Annotated in this window: 21 protein-coding genes; 13 read left to right on the top strand and 8 right to left on the bottom strand. The window is 35.4% G+C overall.

From position 1 onward, the window contains the following. Position 1 precedes the first annotated feature (1 nt). The 12 genes from ACSHW7_RS07050 (at position 2) to ACSHW7_RS06995 (ending at position 11,539) form a co-directional block, all read left to right on the top strand. Positions 2-1,453: a hypothetical protein gene (locus ACSHW7_RS07050; RefSeq protein ID WP_435678628.1), complete on the top strand. Its 1,452-nt coding sequence runs from the start codon at positions 2-4 to the stop codon at positions 1,451-1,453. 104 nt (positions 1,454-1,557) lie between these two features. Next, a complete protein-coding gene (locus ACSHW7_RS07045) occupies positions 1,558-2,493 on the top strand; it encodes a UDP-3-O-(3-hydroxymyristoyl)glucosamine N-acyltransferase (protein WP_435678627.1) in 936 nt (311 codons plus the stop codon). After that, complete coding sequence (locus ACSHW7_RS07040; protein WP_435678626.1) at positions 2,493-2,906, top strand: nuclear transport factor 2 family protein; 414 nt, start codon at positions 2,493-2,495, stop codon at positions 2,904-2,906. The genes ACSHW7_RS07045 and ACSHW7_RS07040 overlap by 1 nt, the downstream gene beginning before the upstream one ends. A 232-nt stretch (positions 2,907-3,138) precedes the next feature. Then, complete coding sequence (gene sucD / locus ACSHW7_RS07035; protein WP_435678625.1) at positions 3,139-4,011, top strand: succinate--CoA ligase subunit alpha; 873 nt, start codon at positions 3,139-3,141, stop codon at positions 4,009-4,011. A 170-nt stretch (positions 4,012-4,181) separates the two neighbouring features. Continuing rightward, entirely contained in the window at positions 4,182-4,928 is a 747-nt protein-coding gene (gene fabG, locus ACSHW7_RS07030; protein WP_435678624.1) for a 3-oxoacyl-[acyl-carrier-protein] reductase, read from the top strand. Positions 4,929-5,050: 122 nt separating this feature from the next. Beyond that, a complete protein-coding gene (locus ACSHW7_RS07025) occupies positions 5,051-7,084 on the top strand; it encodes a VWA domain-containing protein (protein WP_435678623.1) in 2,034 nt (677 codons plus the stop codon). Between the two features lie 21 nt (positions 7,085-7,105). Then, positions 7,106-7,921 (top strand): prohibitin family protein, encoded by an 816-nt coding sequence (locus tag ACSHW7_RS07020; protein WP_435678622.1) that lies wholly within the window; start codon positions 7,106-7,108, stop codon positions 7,919-7,921. A gap of 174 nt (positions 7,922-8,095) precedes the next feature. Further along, entirely contained in the window at positions 8,096-8,641 is a 546-nt protein-coding gene (gene pyrR, locus ACSHW7_RS07015) for a bifunctional pyr operon transcriptional regulator/uracil phosphoribosyltransferase PyrR (RefSeq protein ID WP_435678621.1), read from the top strand. Between the two features lie 107 nt (positions 8,642-8,748). After that, on the top strand, positions 8,749-9,687 hold the full coding sequence (locus ACSHW7_RS07010; protein WP_435678620.1) for an aspartate carbamoyltransferase catalytic subunit: 939 nt from the start codon (positions 8,749-8,751) through the stop codon (positions 9,685-9,687). Next, entirely contained in the window at positions 9,677-10,012 is a 336-nt protein-coding gene (locus ACSHW7_RS07005) for a ribonuclease Z (protein WP_435678619.1), read from the top strand. Before ACSHW7_RS07010 ends, ACSHW7_RS07005 begins: the two co-directional genes overlap by 11 nt. A 112-nt stretch (positions 10,013-10,124) precedes the next feature. Further along, positions 10,125-11,030, top strand: a complete 906-nt coding sequence (locus ACSHW7_RS07000; protein WP_435678618.1) for a ribonuclease Z — start codon at positions 10,125-10,127, stop codon at positions 11,028-11,030. 197 nt (positions 11,031-11,227) lie between these two features. After that, a complete protein-coding gene (locus ACSHW7_RS06995; protein WP_435678617.1) occupies positions 11,228-11,539 on the top strand; it encodes a hypothetical protein in 312 nt (103 codons plus the stop codon). Positions 11,540-11,638: 99 nt separating this feature from the next. Here ACSHW7_RS06995 and ACSHW7_RS06990 read toward each other — a convergent pair whose 3' ends face one another. From ACSHW7_RS06990 to ACSHW7_RS06965, 6 genes are all read right to left on the bottom strand, one after another. Next, complete coding sequence (locus tag ACSHW7_RS06990) at positions 11,639-11,941, bottom strand: DUF6787 family protein (RefSeq protein ID WP_435678616.1); 303 nt, start codon at positions 11,939-11,941, stop codon at positions 11,639-11,641. After that, positions 11,938-12,342: a DUF6146 family protein gene (locus ACSHW7_RS06985; protein WP_435678615.1), complete on the bottom strand. Its 405-nt coding sequence runs from the start codon at positions 12,340-12,342 to the stop codon at positions 11,938-11,940. Before ACSHW7_RS06985 ends, ACSHW7_RS06990 begins: the two co-directional genes overlap by 4 nt. A gap of 120 nt (positions 12,343-12,462) precedes the next feature. Continuing rightward, positions 12,463-13,107 carry a DUF937 domain-containing protein gene (locus tag ACSHW7_RS06980; RefSeq protein WP_435678614.1) on the bottom strand — a complete coding sequence of 215 codons (645 nt, stop codon included), beginning with the start codon at positions 13,105-13,107 and terminating at the stop codon, positions 12,463-12,465. Positions 13,108-13,230: 123 nt separating this feature from the next. Beyond that, a complete protein-coding gene (locus ACSHW7_RS06975) occupies positions 13,231-14,181 on the bottom strand; it encodes a D-2-hydroxyacid dehydrogenase (RefSeq protein WP_435678613.1) in 951 nt (316 codons plus the stop codon). A 28-nt stretch (positions 14,182-14,209) separates the two neighbouring features. Continuing rightward, entirely contained in the window at positions 14,210-15,277 is a 1,068-nt protein-coding gene (gene serC, locus ACSHW7_RS06970) for a 3-phosphoserine/phosphohydroxythreonine transaminase (protein ID WP_435678612.1), read from the bottom strand. A gap of 174 nt (positions 15,278-15,451) precedes the next feature. Beyond that, on the bottom strand, positions 15,452-16,465 hold the full coding sequence (locus ACSHW7_RS06965; RefSeq protein WP_435678611.1) for an acyl-CoA reductase: 1,014 nt from the start codon (positions 16,463-16,465) through the stop codon (positions 15,452-15,454). Positions 16,466-16,528: 63 nt separating this feature from the next. On the opposite strand from ACSHW7_RS06965, the gene ACSHW7_RS06960 reads away from it, so the two are divergent. Beyond that, entirely contained in the window at positions 16,529-16,879 is a 351-nt protein-coding gene (locus tag ACSHW7_RS06960; protein ID WP_435678610.1) for a 4Fe-4S dicluster domain-containing protein, read from the top strand. Between the two features lie 54 nt (positions 16,880-16,933). On the opposite strand, the gene ACSHW7_RS06955 is transcribed toward ACSHW7_RS06960, so the two are convergent. Together ACSHW7_RS06955 and ACSHW7_RS06950 are read right to left on the bottom strand one after the other, a co-directional pair. After that, entirely contained in the window at positions 16,934-18,661 is a 1,728-nt protein-coding gene (locus ACSHW7_RS06955) for a sodium:solute symporter family protein (protein WP_435678609.1), read from the bottom strand. 3 nt (positions 18,662-18,664) lie between these two features. Beyond that, the gene (locus ACSHW7_RS06950) at positions 18,665-19,258 is read right to left on the bottom strand and encodes a hypothetical protein (protein ID WP_435678608.1); all 594 of its coding nucleotides are present in this window, start codon (positions 19,256-19,258) and stop codon (positions 18,665-18,667) included.

Here is a 19,258-nt window from a genome sequence, read left to right as displayed (position 1 = left end):
AATGAAATACAGAATATTATTATTTGTCAACCTATTAGGATTACTATCAAGCTGTGGTGGAGATGACGATACGCAAATAGAAGAGTCGCAAGCAATATCAACAACTATTACTGAAATCACTAACATCACAGATTTTGAAGCGCAAGTAAATGTATTGATGGAAAACGGTACTTCAAATACAATTACGGAGCGCGGAGTTGTCTATGGGTTAGAAAATAATCCAACTGTTGATGATACTAAAATTATTGATACTGGTAGTCAAAATACATTTAGTGCAAATATTACTGGATTGTCATCGGCAACTCAATATTTTGTGAGGTCTTATTTTATTGTGGGTGGTGATGCGAGTTATAGTGGGGGTAGTGATTTTATTACTACTGATAGTTGTGCTCAAAATATTTTTACAGGAGATGTATTTCTAGAAACTCAAGATGATGTAGAGGCTTTCGGCGCAATGGAATATTGCAAAATTGAAGGAGGCTTAAAAATAGGAAACATATTAAACAACGATAATTTGATCACTGATATTTCTTCTCTTTCTACTTTAACTAAAGTCAAAGGTTTAATCGTTGACAATACTTTATTGTACAATCTTGATCCGTTGATAAATCTAAAAAAGGCAGATTTCATTTCAATATATCAAAATGCCAACATTGAAAATATAGATGGTTTGATTAACATTACATCTCCCGTAACGAGAATAAGGGTTTCATTTAATCCAAATATTCAAAATATTGATGGACTTTCTAATTTATCGGCTTCCGAAGATATAGCTGTATCTTCAATTGAAATATATCAAAATGCGGTATTGCAAAACATTAATGGACTTTCGGGCATTCAAAAATGGTTAGAAGGTCAAATTACTATTACCGAAAATCCATTATTAACAAACATTAATGGATTAGAAAATTTAATTGATGTTTCATCTACAACAATTTACATAGGAGAAAATATTCAATTAGAAAATATTGATCGGTTAAGTTCAATTGAAAATTCGGCCTTTTCTAGCTTTTACATTATAAATAATCCATTGCTACAGAATATTAATGGACTTTCAAATTTATCATCACCATTATTTAATCTAGATATTAGCGGTATTCCGAATCTTACCAATCTTGATGCATTAAATAGTATTCCAGTTATCTATAATCTTAATATTATTAATAATATATCCTTAACATCAATTGAAGCGCTTTCTAATACAGAAATAGCAAATGAGAACGGCAGTTTATATATATGGTCTAATGACTCCCTTTTGTCTTTAAACGGTCTTGAAAATTTGTCAACTGGCATTGTAGAATTCTCCATAAGAGCTAATGACAATTTGGAAGATTTTTGCGCAGTTTTAAATACTTTTCAAGATATAACTCAACCAATTCCTACTTATACAGTTGATAGCAACGCCTACAACCCAACCCAACAAGACATTATTGATGGTAATTGTAGTATTTAAAATTGAAATAACATTTCCAAAGCAATTACAAGTAAAATTAAAAATCCCAACACATCTATAAATGTGTTGGGATTTTTTATATTTGATAACCAAATCTACACCCTATGAAATTCAAGCAACCACAAACACTTCAAGGCATCGCAACGTTATTGGACTGTGACTTTGTGGGTAGTGAAGATTTTCCAGTTTTGGGGATGAACGAAATTCACGTTGTGCAACCTGGAGATATCGTTTTTGTAGATCACCCAAAGTATTACGACAAAGCATTGGCATCAGCCGCTACCATTGTACTTATAAATAAAAAAGTAGATTGCCCAAAAGGTAAAGCATTACTTATTAGTGATGAGCCTTTCAACGATTTTAATAAGCTAACCAACCACTTTAATCCTTTTAATCAAGCAAGAGCGGTTATTGCAGATTCTGCTACCATTGGAAAGAATACTTTAATACAGCCCAATGTTTTTATTGGAAACAATGTGACCATTGGTGATGACTGTTTGATTTATAGCAATGTGGTGCTTTATGATAATACGGTGATTGGCAATGGCGTGACCATTCATGCAGGGACTATTCTTGGAGCAGATGCTTTTTACTATAAAAACAGACCCGAAAAGTTCGATAAATTGCTTAGCGGCGGAAATGTAGTCATCAAAGACAATGTAGATCTAGGGGCACTATGTACTATCGATAGGGGAGTGACTGGCTCAACCACTATTGGTGAAGGAACAAAAATAGATAACCAAGTTCACATTGGTCACGACACTATTATAGGCAAAAGATGTTTGCTCGCGGCTCAAGTTTGTATTGCTGGTTGTGTATTGATTGAAGATTTTGTAACGCTTTGGGGGCAATCTGCTGTTACAAGTGGCGTTACCGTTGGAGAGAAAGCAGTGATTTCTGCACAGAGTGGTGTGAGTAAATCCTTAGCTGGGCATAAAAGTTACTTTGGTTCGCCCGCAGGTGAATTCAGAGAAAAATATAAAGAGTTGGCATCAATAAGGCTGATACCAGATATAATTGAAAAATTAGATAACCTATAATGAGCAAGAGCGCAAAAAATGTTGTTAAAGAATTTTACAACTGCAATTTAGTTACCGAACCCGAAAAAGTACTGTCATTAATACATGATGATGTTGAGTTGATTTGGAATAGCACAGATGGCTTGACCATTATGAATCACAGTGAAATCCTAGATACTTTCAAAGAAATTCAACGTACTTATAAAGACCTTAGGGTTGAAATTAGCCATATTTTAGAGGATGATGACTATGTAACCGTGCGCTACAAATACTATGTGAGAACCATAGAAAATGAAGATGAGGAGCTAGGTATAGCTCACTTTATCTCTATTTGGCAAGTGAAAGATGAAAAATTATACCGCGGCCATCAAATAAGCCAACCAGTAATGTCGGCAGACGATTCTACCGGAACGTACCACAAGGTTAAATCTTAATTTCACAGCATTTTTTAGTTAAAAAAAACTACCTTTGCAATCGTTCTTAAAGAGCTGAATTGTGTTGGAGTTTTTTTAATTTTCCGCAGAAATATAAATCTTTTAAAGGCTTCGGAAATGTGACTTACATTAAATTAATTGAGTTGCTTAAAATTTCGGCTTTGCATTAAAAAAATTCAGAAATTAGGACGAAATAGAAAAGAAATAATAACAATCAATATAATACATCGCAATGAGTGTTTTAGTAAATAAAGATTCAAAAATTATCGTTCAAGGATTTACAGGGAGTGAAGGTACTTTTCACGCTGAGCAAATGATTGAATACGGAACTAATGTAGTAGGTGGAGTGACACCTGGAAAAGGTGGTCAAAAACATCTTGACAGACCCGTTTTTAATACTGTTGCTGAAGCTGTAGAAAAAGTTGGGGCAGACACTTCTATTATTTTTGTACCGCCAGCATTTGCTGCAGATGCAATTATGGAAGCTGCAGACGCAGGTATCAAAGTAATTATTACAATTACCGAAGGTATTCCCGTTGGCGATATGATTAAAGCGGCAAATTATATTAAGAGTAGAGATTGTAGATTGGTTGGACCTAACTGTCCAGGGGTAATCACTCCGGGTGAAGCAAAAGTGGGTATCATGCCAGGGTTTGTTTTCAAAAAAGGAAATGTGGGGATTGTTTCAAAATCTGGAACATTGACGTATGAAGCGGCTGATCAAGTTGTAAAACAAGGATTAGGAATTACAACTGCAATTGGTATTGGAGGTGACCCAATAATTGGAACTACAACGAAAGAAGCTGTTGAAATGCTAATCAACGACCCAGATACGCACGCGGTTGTAATGATTGGGGAAATTGGAGGTCAATTGGAGGCCGATGCTGCCAATTGGTATAAAGCCAGCGGAAGTAAAAAACCAGTGATTGGATTTATCGCGGGTGAAACTGCTCCAGCAGGTCGTACCATGGGACATGCAGGTGCTATTGTAGGCGGAAGCGATGATACAGCACAAGCGAAGAAAAAAATTATGAGAGAGTGCGGAATTCATGTTGTGGACTCTCCAGCAAAAATAGGAAAGAAAGTTGCCGAAGTTTTAGGATAACTTTTAGATAATAACCATATCAAGCCCTGCTATTTTAGCGGGGCTTTTTAGTATATTTGAGGATAATTTGAGAATTGCGACAAGCAATTTGAAGATAGCCAACGTAGTGGTCAAAACCAACTATAAATAGTTACAGAGCTGTTATAAAAGCTCATTATAATTGTTTTATTATGAAATTATTAGAAGGAAAAACAGCAATTGTCACAGGCGGAAGTCGTGGAATAGGAAAGGGTATCGTGGAAGTATTTGCAAAGCACGGTGCCAATGTTGCATTTACATATAACTCCTCAGCCGAAGCTGCCGATGCACTAGCGGCAGAAATAAGTAAGACTGGCGTTAAAGCAAAAGCGTATAAAAGTGACGCCTCAAACTATGAAGCATCGCAAGAATTAGCAGCTGCGGTTTTAGAAGATTTTGGAAGTATTGATATCCTCGTGAATAATGCAGGAATTACAAAAGACAATCTTTTAATCCGAATGAGCGAAGCCGATTTTGATACGGTCGTTGAGGTAAATTTAAAGTCGGTATTTAATATGACGAAGGCCGTACAGCGCACAATGTTAAAACAGCGCAAAGGTTCAATCATTAATATGAGCTCTGTCGTTGGTGTCAAAGGAAATGCTGGTCAAACCAATTATGCAGCATCAAAAGCTGGTATTATTGGTTTTTCAAAATCTGTAGCATTAGAGTTGGGATCACGTGACATTCGTAGCAATGTTATTGCACCAGGTTTTATTGAAACAGAAATGACTGGAAAACTCGACGAAGCAACTGTCCAATCTTGGAGAGATGCCATTCCGTTAAAGAGAGGTGGCTCGCCAGAAGATATTGCAAATGCATGTGTATTTTTGGCAAGTGATTTGTCAGCTTATGTAACGGGACAAGTCTTAAACGTTGATGGAGGAATGCTAACGTAAAAATAGTCGATAGTTTTTAGTCGGTAGAGTGTTTTGAATTGCAAAATAATTTAAAATGTATCACAATTTAACTTCCAACTTCCAACTTCCAACTTTCAACCCTTAACCCTTAATCTCCCTCTTTGTCTCCAGAAACCATTCTTTACATAATTATCGCCGCAGTAATTTCTTTGATTATTTCGGTATTTATGTATGGCTATAAGTCAAAATATACAGGAAATTTAAGGTGGTTGTTTGGTGTGCTTAGGTTCATTACGCTTTTTAGTATTTTATTGTTGCTTATCAATCCGAAATTTAAATCGGAAACATATACTGTTGTAAAGCCACAATTACCAGTGGTGATAGATAATTCTTCTTCAATTACTGAATTGGGACAAGCCGAAAATGCAGCCCAAGTAATAAACATCCTTAAAAACTCTGAAGCTTTAAACGAACGTTTTGATGTTTCATATTTCCAATTTGGGAATGGATTTAATGCGTTTGATTCACTTTCGTTTTCAGAAAATAATACAAATATTTCAAAAGCTTTTTCTTCTATTAATGAATTGTATGATACTAACGATGTGCCGTTGTTACTAGTTTCCGATGGAAATCAAACCTTGGGAGAAGATTACGAATTTGCCACCCGAAATTTAAAAGGCGCCGTGTATCCCATTATTTTAGGGGATTCCACAAAATATACCGATTTGAGAATCCTGCAATTGAACACCAATCGATATGCATTTTTAAATAATAAATTTCCTGTCGAGGCTGTTTTGGTATATAATGGAACAGGTTCAAAACAATCACAATTTACAATTAGCCAAGGAAATGCTGTGGTGCATCGCGAGACGGTTTCTTTTAGCGAACAAGATAATACGAAGACGATTTCGGTAACATTACCAGCTTCGAGTGTGGGATTACAAAGATATACGGCGACAATTGCACCATTAGCAGACGAAAAAAATAAAGTAAATAATTCTAAGCGCTTTGCTGTTGAGGTTATTGACCAAGCCACAAATGTATTAATCGTTAGTAAGATTTTACATCCAGATTTAGGGATGCTTAAAAAGTCTATTACCACCAATGAACAACGCACGGTAACGTTTAAAAAGCCTAGCGAAGCGGCGAGTATATTGAATGATTATCAATTGGTTATCTTGTACCAGCCTGACAGAACTTTCTCCTCGGTCTATCAAGAAATCAATACGTTAAATAAAAACACTTTTGTAATTGCAGGTACCTCAACCGATTGGAATTTTGTCAATAACGCCCAAGAATTGTATAAAAAGGAAATGACCAATCAACTTGAAAATGTTTCGGCGCGACTGAATTTAAATTACGGGACGTTTGCCATTGACCCTATTGGCTTTGGTGACTTCCCGCCATTAAAATCACAGTTTGGAGAATTGAATGTTATCGTTCCTCACGAAATAGTTTTAGAACAAACGGTTGATGGTTTTGGTAGCGGAAGCCCTATGCTCGCAACAATGGAATTAAACGGCACACGACACGCTATCTGGGACGGAGAAGAATTATGGAAATGGAGAGCCCAATCGTATTTGAGAGAAAAGAGCTTTGAGGACTTTGATAATTTTATAGGAAAGTTGGTTCAATATTTGGCCTCAAATAAACGTCGAAGTAGGTTAGAGGTGAGCAGTGAAACGTTTTACTATAACAATAATCCATTAAAAATTTCGGCGCAGTATTTTGATAAAAATTTTGTGTTTGACAATCGTGCCTCGGTTTCAATTTCGGTTGTAAATGATGAAACGAAACAGCGCCAAGTATTTCCTTTGCTGTTAAAGAATAACTATTATGAGGTGGATTTAAGTAGTTTAAATTCAGGTGAATATAATTTTACTGTATCAGTACAAAATGAAGAAGTTGCTCGCAGTGGCAATTTTACAATTCTAGAATTTGATATTGAAAAACAGTTTTTAAATGCTAATATTTCAAAATTAAATAGACTTGCGGCAAAGACAAACGGTGCTTCCTTTTTTCCTTCGGAAATAAACTCGCTAATTGATAAATTAGTAAATGATGATACCTACCGCGCAACGCAAAAAAGCGAACAAAAAGTAGTACCTTTAATCGATTGGAAATATCTGCTAGGACTTATCATTCTTTGCTTAGCATTAGAGTGGTTTATTAGAAAATATAACGGACTTATTTAAAGAAAAATAAAAACAAAAATTATGGAAAAATTACCAAAAATTGGAATACCAATTATCATTGTAGTAGTGCTATTAATTATTTTACTCGCAAAATCTGCAGTTACTATTGACTCTGGAGAAGCGGGCGTTTTGTATAAAACTTTTGACGAAGGAGTTGTAACCGACGAGCCACCATTGGGTGAAGGGTTTCACATCATCGCGCCATGGAACAAAGTGTTTGTTTACGAAGTGCGACAACAAGAACTTTTTGAAAAAATGAGAGTACTTTCTTCAAACGGACTTGAAATTCAAATTGAGGCTTCTGCTTGGTATGAGCCAGTTTATTCAGACTTGGGAAATTTGCACCAGTCATTGGGTGAAAATTATTTGGGTCGTGTAATTCAGCCGGCAATCCGTTCAGCTGCACGTAGTGTTGTTGGTCGTTATACACCAGAACAATTGTATTCAAGCAAGCGTGATGCCATTCAAGATGAAATTTTTACTGAAACTAAGAAAATTTTAGAAAAGCAATATGTTCAACTTAATGAAGTATTGGTTCGTGATGTAACATTACCAAATACAATTAAAGATGCGATTGAGCGTAAATTAAAGCAAGAGCAGGAATCTTTGGAATATGAGTTTAGATTGGTAACAGCATCAAAAGAAGCAGAGAAAGTTATTATTGAGGCTCAAGGTAAAGCAGATGCAAATCGAATTTTGAGCGCTTCTTTAACAGATAAAATCTTACAGGATAAAGGTATTGATGCTACAATGAAATTGAGCGAATCACCTAATTCTAAAGTTATCGTAATTGGAGGAGGAGACGGTGGACTTCCTATTATTTTGGGGAATAACTAGTTTTATTTAAACAAACAATACTGAAAGTCGCTTTCGAAAGAAAGCGACTTTTTATTTGGGATTAAGTTCTATCTAGTTTAGTCAAAATTCAATTTTCAATTCACAACCCAAATTTCCACACCATCTTATAAAAAATAGTATTTTTGTATTCTGAAAATATTTCAGAACACTTCTATGAGCCAAAAAGTTTTATTAAACGCAACCGAAGTACACATCGCACTGCATCGTTTGGCTTGTCAATTAATTGAAAATCACAACACTTTTGAAAATACAGTACTCATTGGTATCCAACCAAGAGGGATTTTTCTTGCCGAAAGGTTAAAAGAACTGCTCTTTTCAGATTACAAGATTAAAAAGATACAATTGGGCAAGCTTGATATTACCTTTTATCGTGACGATTTTAGACGCAGCGGTACGCCATTAGAGGCAAATAAAACGCATATTGATTTTATCGTAGAAAATAAAAAAGTGGTGTTGGTGGACGATGTTCTTTATACGGGACGTAGCATTAGGAGTGCATTAACGGCGATTCAAAGTTTTGGTCGTCCTACTGAAATTGAACTTTTAACCCTCATTGACCGTCGTTTTAGTCGCCATTTACCCATTCAGCCAGATTATCGTGGGAGGCAAGTGGACGCTATTGGCGATGAAAAAGTGAAAGTGTGCTGGGTAGAAAACGAAGGAGAAGATGCGGTCTATTTGATTGATAGTAAAAAATAGAATTAGATAGCTTACGCGAAAATTTTAAGCATGTAAGAAATAAGCATTGTTTTAAAATTTCGTAAGAGATAGAAAAAAATAGCGAAAGCAAAACGATAAAAAATAGCATGAGCGAACTAAGTGTCAACCACTTACTTGGAATTAAATACATCACCGAAGCAGATATCCAGTTGATATTTGAGACGGCTGACCATTTTAAGGAGGTCATAAATCGGCCTATCAAAAAAGTTCCATCACTTCGTGACATAACCATTGCCAATTTGTTTTTTGAAAATAGTACGCGTACAAGACTATCTTTTGAACTTGCAGAAAAGCGCTTGAGTGCAGATGTTGTTAATTTTTCGGCAGCATCATCTTCTGTGAAGAAAGGGGAAACGTTGGTAGATACCGTAAACAATATTTTATCTATGAAAGTAGATATGGTTGTAATGCGTCACCCAAATCCCGGCGCGGGAGTATTTTTGTCAAAACATATAAACGCAAGTATTATAAATGCGGGCGATGGAGCCCACGAACACCCTACGCAAGCGCTGTTAGACTGTTATTCAATTAGAGAAAAGTTGGGTGATGTTGCAGGGAAGAATGTGGTTATCGTTGGTGATATTTTGCATTCTAGGGTTGCATTGTCAAACATTTTCGCTTTGCAAAAATTAGGAGCAAATGTAAAAGTATGTGGACCTAAAACATTAATGCCAAAACATATTGAAAGTTTAGGTGTTGTTTTTGAGCCTAACTTAGAGAAAGCGTTAAATTGGTGCGATGTGGCAAACATGTTGCGAGTTCAAAATGAGCGTATGGACATTAGTTATTTTCCATCAACGAGAGAATATACGCAACAGTTTGGGGTCAATAAAAAACTATTGAATTCACTAAATAAAGAAATCGTTGTAATGCACCCAGGCCCCATAAATAGGGGAGTGGAGATTACGAGCGATGTGGCTGACAGCAAACAAGCAATTATTTTAGACCAAGTACAAAATGGAGTTGCAGTGCGAATGGCAGTGGTATATTTATTAGCTTCAAAAATTAAACAATATGAAAATTAGAAGTACAGATACGTTTGTAATTCTTGAGGATGAAAAAGATGATATTAAAGATTTTGCCTCTTACTTAGAATTCATAATCCCAAAAGCGTACAAAGGCCAAAATATCATAGTTAATTTATTGAAGTACAGCAATATGAGTCTTCAAGATTTGCTGTTGTTCTTAAAAATTTCTACATCGCACCGAAAGACAAAACAGTCTTTTATTTTGGTAAATAATGATTTGGATATTGATATTGTCCCACCAGAAATTATGGTAGTTCCCACCTTGCAAGAAGGAGAAGATGTGGTGGAAATGGAAGAAATTGAAAGAGATTTAGGCTTTTAGCAATTTAAGGGTTACGAAGCAGGAATTTAAAATTTTTTGAATTTTAAATTAAGGCTAAATTTTAGTACTGAGTTAACTTCAACCATATACTATTAACTTTTAAACTTCTTTATTGAAACTAACAATATTAGGCTGTCACTCTGCTACCCCTCGCTGGGATGCAAACCCTACGTCACAAGTTTTAGAAGTCAAAGGACATTTATTTTTGATAGATTGCGCTGAAGGTACTCAAGTTCAACTTCGCAGGTTTAAGGTTAAATTTTCACGCATTAAACACATCTTTATTTCGCATTTGCACGGCGACCATTTTTTTGGTTTAGTTGGTTTGATATCTACTTTTAGATTACTGGGTAGGGAAGCAGATATGCACGTATATGGCCCTAAGGGAATAAAAGAAGCCATATTGCTCCAATTAAAATTAGGTAAGAGTTACACAAATTATAATCTCTATTTCCACGAGTTGGTAAGCGATGCCCCACAAGTTATTTTTGAAGATGATAAAATAACCGTGACAACCATTCCTTTAAGTCATAGGATATATACCAACGGATTTTTTTTCAAAGAGAAACCTGGCGAACGTATTTTGGATATTGAAAAGGCAAGGGCGCTGAATGTGGAAATGAGCTACTATCGTAAGATAAAACAAGGCTTAGATGCTATTACTAAAGATGGAAAAAAAATATCAAACAAAGAAATCACTTTTGATCCACCAGTTCCTAAAAGCTACGCTTATTGCAGTGATACAGAATACTATCCTCAAATAGTCCCACAAATAAAGGATGCAACATTATTATATCACGAGTCCACTTTTTTACACGATAATCAGGACCTCGCCGTAAAAACAAAACACAGTACCGCTAAAGAAGCTGCGCAAATTGCAAAGGATGCCAATGTGGGCACATTAATCCTAGGCCATTATTCTGGACGTTATGGAAACTACGAACTCTTTAAAGCAGAAGCGCAGACTATTTTTAAAACCACAGTGTTGGCAGCAGATGGGAAGGCTTTTGAGGTTTAGGAATTTTGTGTGGAGTTAGTGATTTATATTAGATGTTTGGCAACGTTTACTTTCAGAAACAAACTCCAACATGCTCGTTTGTGGGATATTCATTTTGAAATCAGTAACATTTCGCCAAAAAAACTACAAACTATTAGTAAAAATTTTGGAACACTTATTGCTCTCTATTTGTCAGTAATTTAATAACACGCAACAACATGCAAACCTCAAAATCATCCCTACTTAGAAAAAGTCTTATCTATGATGTCATTGGTATGGCAACTAGCTTTATTCCATTAATTGGTCCATTTCTAGATATTATCTGGGCGCCTTATGCAGCCAGACAAATGAGTGAAATGTACAAAGGTAAAGAAGGTAAAATAGCTTCCGTAATTGTATTTATTGAAGAAATTCTTCCTTTTACAGATATTGTTCCAACCTTTACACTTATGTGGTTGTACAATTTTGTCTGGAAAAAAGAAACTCCCAGCAAAATGCAACATATTGAAGTAGAGATAGTAGAAAAATAAATTTACTCATTGGCTTTATAAGGGAGCAGTGTTTGATTCTAAAAAAAAAAGGTTAAAAGTTAAGTTATATTTCAGCTTAACTTTTAACCTTTTTAATCATTAGTCGTTAAATAGAAATCCTAATTTTAAGAATTTTAGCATTTTCTTTTCAAACTCCCAGAAAAATTCAAATTCACCAAAAAGCCATCCAAAAAAAACCAACAAAACTTGATATACAGGAAATATAATAAGAATTCTAAATGGCCAATATACAATCCACCCCATTTCCTTTGTAATCCCGAAAGCATCTGTAATTGGTGCAGCAAATTTAGCGGCTGTACTTCCTGTAATTGCAAACACAACAAAAATTATAATTAAGCGCAAATTTGAGTTAATATTCCAACGTTCCTTTAGTTTTCTCATTTGAGTCTTTGATTATATTTCTGTTCGAAAAACTGGAAATACATGTATAGTAAGTAATTTACCTCTTGACCGTAGTGAACATTAATATTGTAATTAATTTCTTGTGGATATAGATCTCTTGAGTAGTTGATGTCTCTCACGCGGCGATTATATTCTAAAGTATAGAACGCGTTTTTTCCTTCTAAAAAAGAGATGCCGTAAAAATCTTCATTGGGTTGCGTGCTTAAATAACGCTCAAAGCCTTGTTCGAGAATGATAATCTCATATTCGAGTTCTTCATTTACAATCTTGATGGTATCTGTAGCAACCGTTTCAGAAGTAGTATTTTCAATAATTTTTTTATTGGACTCACAGCTTACGAATGCACAAATAACAAGTACTAAAGTGACTAAATATTTCATAAGATTGTTTTTCAACAAAGTTAGCAAAACAAAAAGGCGAGGGATTGTTTTTAACTTTGTTTTATAAAAAAAAGCTGCCCCAAGTTAATGAAACAGCCTATACTACTTTAATGTATAGATTTATTTTCCAAAAAATCCGCCTAATAATCCACCGAGACCTCCGCCTTTACTTTTATTTCCTCCGCCTAAAACCATTCCTGCGATATCATCAATAACACTACCGTCATTATTTCCATCAAGAATAGATTCGATCAAGCTTTGTTGTTTTGGCTGTTGTTTGCCTCCTCCCATAAGATTACCAAGTAAATCACCTATACCACCAGATGAACTTACATTTTGTTGTTTTGATTGTTTTCCAATCATTCCCAACAAAATAGGAGCAGCCACTTGAAGAATTTGCATCACTCCATTAGTATCAACACCAGATTTTTTTGAAACTGCACCAACTACGTTATCCTGAGAACCTCCAAGAACGTGTCCTAAAATTCCCAAACCATCTTGTTTGACGTCTTCGTTAACACCACCACCAAAAAGGCCGCTAAGATTATCCAAGATGCTTCCATCATGTTTGCTTTTAATAGCGTTCATTAATCCTGCGGCTCCCTCTGGGCTATTTGCGTTACGTTTCATGGCACCCATGAGCAAGGGTAGCGCAGCTGTTAATACAGATGCAGTCTTATCTGCTGGTTGATTTGTTTCTTGACTAAGGCCACCAATCATTTGGCGTCCCATGTCACTATTCAATAAGTCTAAAATTCCTGACATTGTTGTTTTCTTTAAAAAATTGAACTGTAATTTACTAAAAAAAATGACAAATTCATTACACAAAAAAACCGAAAACAGGCTGTAATAGCTTGTTTTCGGTTAAGGGAATATTTTAAGGGTTTTCTACCCTAGAATTTCAATAATTTGAGATGCGAGTTCTGTCCCTATTCTATCCTGCGCTTCATTGGTGGCAGCACCAATGTGCGGACTCAAAGAAATACGATGATTCATTAAAACTTTGATTGCTGGTGTTGGCTCTTGCTCAAAGGTATCCAATCCTGCAAATGAAAGTTTTCCACTATCTAGTGCTTCGACTAAGGCAACTTCATCAATTACTCCACCGCGTGCAGCATTAATAATTGCGGCACCGTCTTTCATTTTAGAAATTTCGGCTTTGCCTATAATGTAATCCTTTTGTGCTGGTACGTGCAGTGTAATGAAATCTGAGTGTTGTATTAATTCGTCAACTGGGGCTGTTTTAATCTTTAAAGTCACTTTTTGTCCATCGTAAAAGTCTAATGTAATATCTGCTTCACCTACATAGCTATCACTCGCAATTACTTTCATACCGCAACCTAAAGCAATTTTTGCAACTTCGCGACCTATGCGTCCAAATCCAATAATCCCTATTGTTTTTCCGCGTAGCTCACTTCCTTTTGCATAATTTTTTTTAAGGTCTTTAAATCTCGAATCGCCATCAAGTGGCATATTTCGATTAGCATCGTGTAAATAACGAACTCCACCAAATAGATGTGCAAAAACAAGCTCTGCTACAGATGATGAAGATGCTGCTGGAGTATTGATTACGTCCAGTCCTTTTTCGCGGGCATAGGTAACATCTATATTATCCATTCCCACACCGCCACGTCCAATGACTTTTAGGCTAGGGCAAGCGTCAATGAGTTCTTTGCGAGCAGTAGTTGCACTTCTCACTAATAAAACATCGATGTTATTTTCATTGATAAACGATACCAATTGCTCTTGAGCAACTTTGGTTGTAATTACTTCAAAACCCGCTTTTTCAAGTGCGTCAATTCCTGATTGTGATACTCCGTCGTTTGCTAATACTTTCAAATCTTAGTTATTTATAGTTACTATTGAATTAAGCTTTTTTCTCTAATTGTTGCATTACATCAACAAGTACTTCTACACTTTCTATGGATAATGCGTTGTACATAGATGCTCTGTAACCGCCCACGCTTCTATGTCCATTTAATCCATTGATGCCGGCTTCGGCCCAAAGTACATCAAAATTTGATTTATGAGTTTCATCTACTAAAGAGAAGGTTGCATTCATTTTTGAACGGTCTTCTTTATTTGCCACAAATCCTTTGAATAATGGATTACGATCAATTTCATTATAGATTATTTCGGCTTTTTTATTGTTCAAATTTTCAATGCTCGCAACACCGCCCAATTCTTTCAACCATTCCTGCGTTAACATAGATACATACACGGGAAATACCGCAGGTGTGTTGAACATACTTTCTTTTGAAATATGCACTTTGTAATCCATCATTGATGGTATTTTTCTTGAAACCTGCCCAAGCACTTCTTCTTTTACAACAACGAGCGTTGTGCCAGCGGGACCCATATTTTTTTGAGCGCCTGCATAAATTAAATCAAACTTGCTGAAATCTAACACACGGGAAAAAATATCGCTACTCATATCACAAATAAGTGGACAATCAACCTCTGGAAAACTATTCATTTGCGTTCCAAAAATTGTATTGTTACTCGTACAATGAAAATAATCTAAACCAGAAGGTATGCTGTAGTTTTTTGGTATAAAATTAAAATTAGCATCTTTTGAAGAAGCCACTTCAACAACTTCCCCAAATAATTTGGCTTCTTTTATAGCCTTGTCTGACCAAGTTCCAGTATTGAGATATCCTGCTTTTTTTTCTAAAAAATTATAAGCAACCATTAAAAACTCCATACTCGCACCACCTTGTAAAAATAACGCTTTATATCCTTGATCTTGTAAGCCTAAATGCTCCAAAGCTAATTCGCAAGCACGGTCCATGACATTCACAAAGTTTTTACTACGATGCGAAATCTCGATTAATGATAGGTCTAACCCGTCAAAATTAAGAACTGCTTCGCTTGCTTTTTGTAAAACCGACTGAGGTAAAACACAGGGACCTGCGCTAAAATTATGTTTTTTCATGTTGCTGAAATTTTAAGGATACAAAGATTGTAAATTGAAGATGAAACTTCGTTAAATCTATTTTAAGTTATTAAACAATTGAAGAGGTTTTTAACAAAAACGAGATGTTTTTGATTAAAGGGGTTACAGAAATTAATACCTGGATACTTTGAAGTAAAATTAATGATATAAATATTAAAGATTAATTAAAAAATCCAACGTATCAACGCCATCTGCATATTCCCACAGCTGCGGATTTTGAGCTTCTCCAAAAGGAACATCTGTTGCCGAAACCACACACTGAATCTTTTCTTTTTCTGAAAGGAGTTTTGCCCTTAGCGTTTCTTTTGATTCATAATTTTCGTAGAAAACCACCGAAATAGGAGAGGAGAACCCTTTATCGTTTTTCAATAACATAAACTCATTATCTAACAGTTTAATGTTACTCATCAAATACACGGCTTTATTATAATCATAGTTGTTAGCGTATTTATGATTGTTTATAATCTGCTTTTGAACAAACATATTGTTAAAAAAGTGGTTCCAATCATATTTTTCTGGCACGTATATTTTTGAAACGTTGCGACAACCCAGTCCAAAATACCTAAAGATATCTTCACTCAATGCTTCCATTTGCTGTGGAGTTTCTTCTCCCGAAATGATGGCTACACTGTTTCGGTTTTTACGAATAATGTGAGGGTATTTGCTGAAATAATAATCGAAATAAGTCGCTGTATTATTGCTTCCAGTAGCGATTACAGCATCAAAATTTTCTAACTTTTCGTCAGTAAATGTTATATAATCAGCAAACCGAGCTTCGATTTTTAAAATTTCCGAAGTCAAAAAAGGCAACAATATTTTATCGTTTGAAGACAACTTTGCCAACACGCGATTACCTGAAATCAATACCGAAAGAAAATCATGGAATCCTACCAAAGGAATGTTTCCTGCCATTACAATAGCAATCGTTTTGGGAACCATACCATCTTTAATTTGATAGTTAGAAACCCATTTTTCAAGGTTATTTTTTTGTAACACCTCACTCCAGCTATTCAAAGCATGTATTATATTTTCTTCAATAAACCAACCGTTATTGGCTTTGGCCAAATTTAAAACAGATTGAAATGTTTCGTTATCTGGGTTAGAAACTAGCATCTTTAACTGACTGCTTAATTTAGCAAAATCGTTAATTCTTTCTTGTAATTTCATACTTCGTTTGCAGTTACCGTTCTTAGGCGTTAAATTTGCGCAAAGTTAGAAAAAGAAACCCCAATGGCAATAATTATAACAGACGAGTGTATTAACTGTGGAGCATGCGAACCAGAATGTCCTAATACGGCAATTTATGAGGGCGCAGACGACTGGAGATACGCAGATGGAACAGACTTAGAAGGAAATGTAGTTTTACCAAATGGTAAAGCGGTAGATGCAAGTGAAACGCAAGAACCGGTAAGCGATGAAATTTACTACATCGTAGCAGATAAATGTACCGAGTGCAAAGGGTTCCACGAGGAGCCACAATGTGCTGCCGTTTGTCCTGTAGACTGTTGTGTGCCAGATGAAGATAATGTAGAAACAGAAGAGGTATTACTTGGAAAGCAAGCATTTATGCACCATAAATAATTTTAAGGAACTTATAAAAATTTAAAAAGCATCGTGAAATTCACGATGCTTTTTTTATACAATTTTTTTCCAAATTTTAATTAATATGGCTGTGCAGATTATGGAAACAGCAGTTAGAGATACTGCATAAGTTACATTTCCGTAGATATAATATCCTGTGGCAAAAAGAAAGCTGTAAGTAGCGATGATACCGAGTAAAAACCCTAAAATTTTATATTGGATATTATGAAATTTGCTTTCTGAACCAAATATCAAAGATTCAAAACTGTTGATGGTCTTTTCATCAGTAGGCTTTGTGAGCAGCGTTACAATAATCCAACCAACAGTTGTAATAGCTACTCCAATAATCAATTGCCAATACCCTTCTATTTCGAATAGTGGTGTTGCTAGCTTTTTATTTATAAAGAAAAAAATGGCAATGATAAACGAAATGACCATCGCCGCAATTTCGCTATATGGGTTAATACGATTCCAAAACCAGCGAAGAATAAATAGCAATCCTGTACCTGCTCCAATTTGAAGTAACAAATCAAAAACATCTTTCGCACTTTTGATATAAAAAGAAAATAACGCAGCGCAAATCATTAATAATACAGTGGAAATTCTACCGACTAATACTTTTTGTTTTTCGGTAGCATCTTCATTTATGAATCTACCATAAAAATCATTTACTATATAAGAGCTTCCCCAATTTAACTGCGTTGAAATAGTACTCATAAATGCGGCTATTAAAGAAGTTAAAACAATACCTATAAGTCCAGCGGGCAAATACGTCATCATTGCGGCATAGGCAACATCATGACCTTGCATGTTGCTTTCTAAATTAGGGAATGCGGTACTCAAACTATCTAAATTTGGGAACAAAACTAAAGAAGCTAATCCCACCATAATCCAAGGCCAAGGACGCAAAGCGTAATGTGCAAAATTAAAAAATAGCGTCGCCCAAGTCGCATTTTTTTCATCTTTCGCGGCAAGCATTCGTTGCGCGATATACCCACCACCACCAGGCTCTGCACCAGGATACCATGTGCTCCACCATTGTACGGCAAATGGAATTATGAATAAAGTGATGAGCATTTCTTTATTTGAGAAATCTGGTAATATATTTAATTTTCCTGCTACGTTTTCATGAGTGAGTAATTCCTGAAGTCCACCAATTTCGGGCATATTAATGATATAAATCGTTGCCCAGATAGAACCAATCATTGCTATAAAGAATTGAATCATATCCGTTATCAAAACTCCTTTTAACCCTCCGAGGGAAGAATATATTACAACAATAATAGATGAATATAGTAACGTTTCCCATTGGGAAATACCTAATAAAATATGTGCAATTTTAGCACCAGCAAGGCAAACTCCAGCCATTGTGATAACGTTGAAAATAACGCCTAGATAAATTGCTCTAAATCCTCTTAAAAAACTTGCGGATTTACCAGAATAACGGAGTTCATAAAATTCTAAATCGGTATTGATTCCTGAGCGTCTCCATAATTTCGCATAGAAAAAAACAGTTAGCATTCCTGTAAGCAACATAGCCCACCACACCCAGTTTCCTGAGACCCCGTTCACTCTCACAAGCTCTGTAACTAATCCAGGAGTATCTGCGGCAAAAGTGGTTGCGACCATTGAAATTCCTAATAGCCACCAAGGCATGTTCCTTCCGGAAAGGAAAAATTCCTGCGAGCTTTTCCCAGCTTTTTTGGAAACAACAATCCCAACGACCAAGAAAATTATAAAAAAAGAACCAATTAAAATCCAGTCGAAGGTGGCTAACTGCATAATTTAAGAATGTATGGATTTGAGAGCTTTTGCCTGACCTATCCAATCGTCACGCTCTATACGTCCAGGAAAGAAATCTATGAGGGTAGTTATAAGACGAATATCGTTGATTTGCAAACGACTTATTTGGTCAAAATTATAGATACCTATTTCATTTAGTTTTTCTTCAATGTAAGGACCAATACCGTTGATTTTTGTAAGTCGGTCACTATTTAAAGGGTCTCCATACCCAAAACTTTCAAAATCTAATTGTGGCTTTTCAGAGGAGTAGTTTACATATTCGCTTCTTGTCTTTTCGGCTACAACTTGTTTAGGTTGAGGAATTTTAATTTTCTCTTTTTCCTTGATCGCGGAATCAATAATATCAATTTTTTTCGGTTTGATTTCAGAAAAAAGTGTTTCGATTTCATTGAGCGGTTTATCTGAAGCCCTTAAACTGTTGACCTCCTTTTTAAGCCTATCAATTAATTTTCTATTCTTGAAATTCGTTAATCTCAACCCAAAAAAATACCCAATTATAAAAGTACTGAACATAAGTAGTAGAATACTTAAATAAGCAGGACTTGTAAGAAGTTCTATAAATGACTTTAAGTTCAT

This window comes from Patiriisocius sp. (genome assembly GCF_051252435.1).
Taxonomy (GTDB): domain Bacteria; phylum Bacteroidota; class Bacteroidia; order Flavobacteriales; family Flavobacteriaceae; genus Patiriisocius.
This window is presented reverse-complemented; position numbering and strand designations above follow the sequence as displayed.

Coding starts and splice junctions, on each gene's coding strand:
- ACSHW7_RS06955 (WP_435678609.1), bottom strand. CDS start 18,661: ATGCAGTTAGCCACCTTCGACTGGATTTTAATTGGTTCTTTTTTTATA.
- ACSHW7_RS06985 (WP_435678615.1), bottom strand. CDS start 12,342: ATGAAATATTTAGTCACTTTAGTACTTGTTATTTGTGCATTCGTAAGC.
- ACSHW7_RS06950 (WP_435678608.1), bottom strand. CDS start 19,258: ATGAACTTAAAGTCATTTATAGAACTTCTTACAAGTCCTGCTTATTTA.
- ACSHW7_RS07010 (WP_435678620.1), top strand. CDS start 8,749: ATGAGCGAACTAAGTGTCAACCACTTACTTGGAATTAAATACATCACC.
- ACSHW7_RS07045 (WP_435678627.1), top strand. CDS start 1,558: ATGAAATTCAAGCAACCACAAACACTTCAAGGCATCGCAACGTTATTG.
- ACSHW7_RS06960 (WP_435678610.1), top strand. CDS start 16,529: ATGGCAATAATTATAACAGACGAGTGTATTAACTGTGGAGCATGCGAA.
- fabG (WP_435678624.1), top strand. CDS start 4,182: ATGAAATTATTAGAAGGAAAAACAGCAATTGTCACAGGCGGAAGTCGT.
- ACSHW7_RS06965 (WP_435678611.1), bottom strand. CDS start 16,465: ATGAAATTACAAGAAAGAATTAACGATTTTGCTAAATTAAGCAGTCAG.
- ACSHW7_RS06995 (WP_435678617.1), top strand. CDS start 11,228: ATGCAAACCTCAAAATCATCCCTACTTAGAAAAAGTCTTATCTATGAT.
- ACSHW7_RS07040 (WP_435678626.1), top strand. CDS start 2,493: ATGAGCAAGAGCGCAAAAAATGTTGTTAAAGAATTTTACAACTGCAAT.
- ACSHW7_RS07050 (WP_435678628.1), top strand. CDS start 2: ATGAAATACAGAATATTATTATTTGTCAACCTATTAGGATTACTATCA.
- ACSHW7_RS07005 (WP_435678619.1), top strand. CDS start 9,677: ATGAAAATTAGAAGTACAGATACGTTTGTAATTCTTGAGGATGAAAAA.
- ACSHW7_RS07020 (WP_435678622.1), top strand. CDS start 7,106: ATGGAAAAATTACCAAAAATTGGAATACCAATTATCATTGTAGTAGTG.
- ACSHW7_RS06990 (WP_435678616.1), bottom strand. CDS start 11,941: ATGAGAAAACTAAAGGAACGTTGGAATATTAACTCAAATTTGCGCTTA.
- sucD (WP_435678625.1), top strand. CDS start 3,139: ATGAGTGTTTTAGTAAATAAAGATTCAAAAATTATCGTTCAAGGATTT.
- ACSHW7_RS06980 (WP_435678614.1), bottom strand. CDS start 13,107: ATGTCAGGAATTTTAGACTTATTGAATAGTGACATGGGACGCCAAATG.
- pyrR (WP_435678621.1), top strand. CDS start 8,096: ATGAGCCAAAAAGTTTTATTAAACGCAACCGAAGTACACATCGCACTG.
- serC (WP_435678612.1), bottom strand. CDS start 15,277: ATGAAAAAACATAATTTTAGCGCAGGTCCCTGTGTTTTACCTCAGTCG.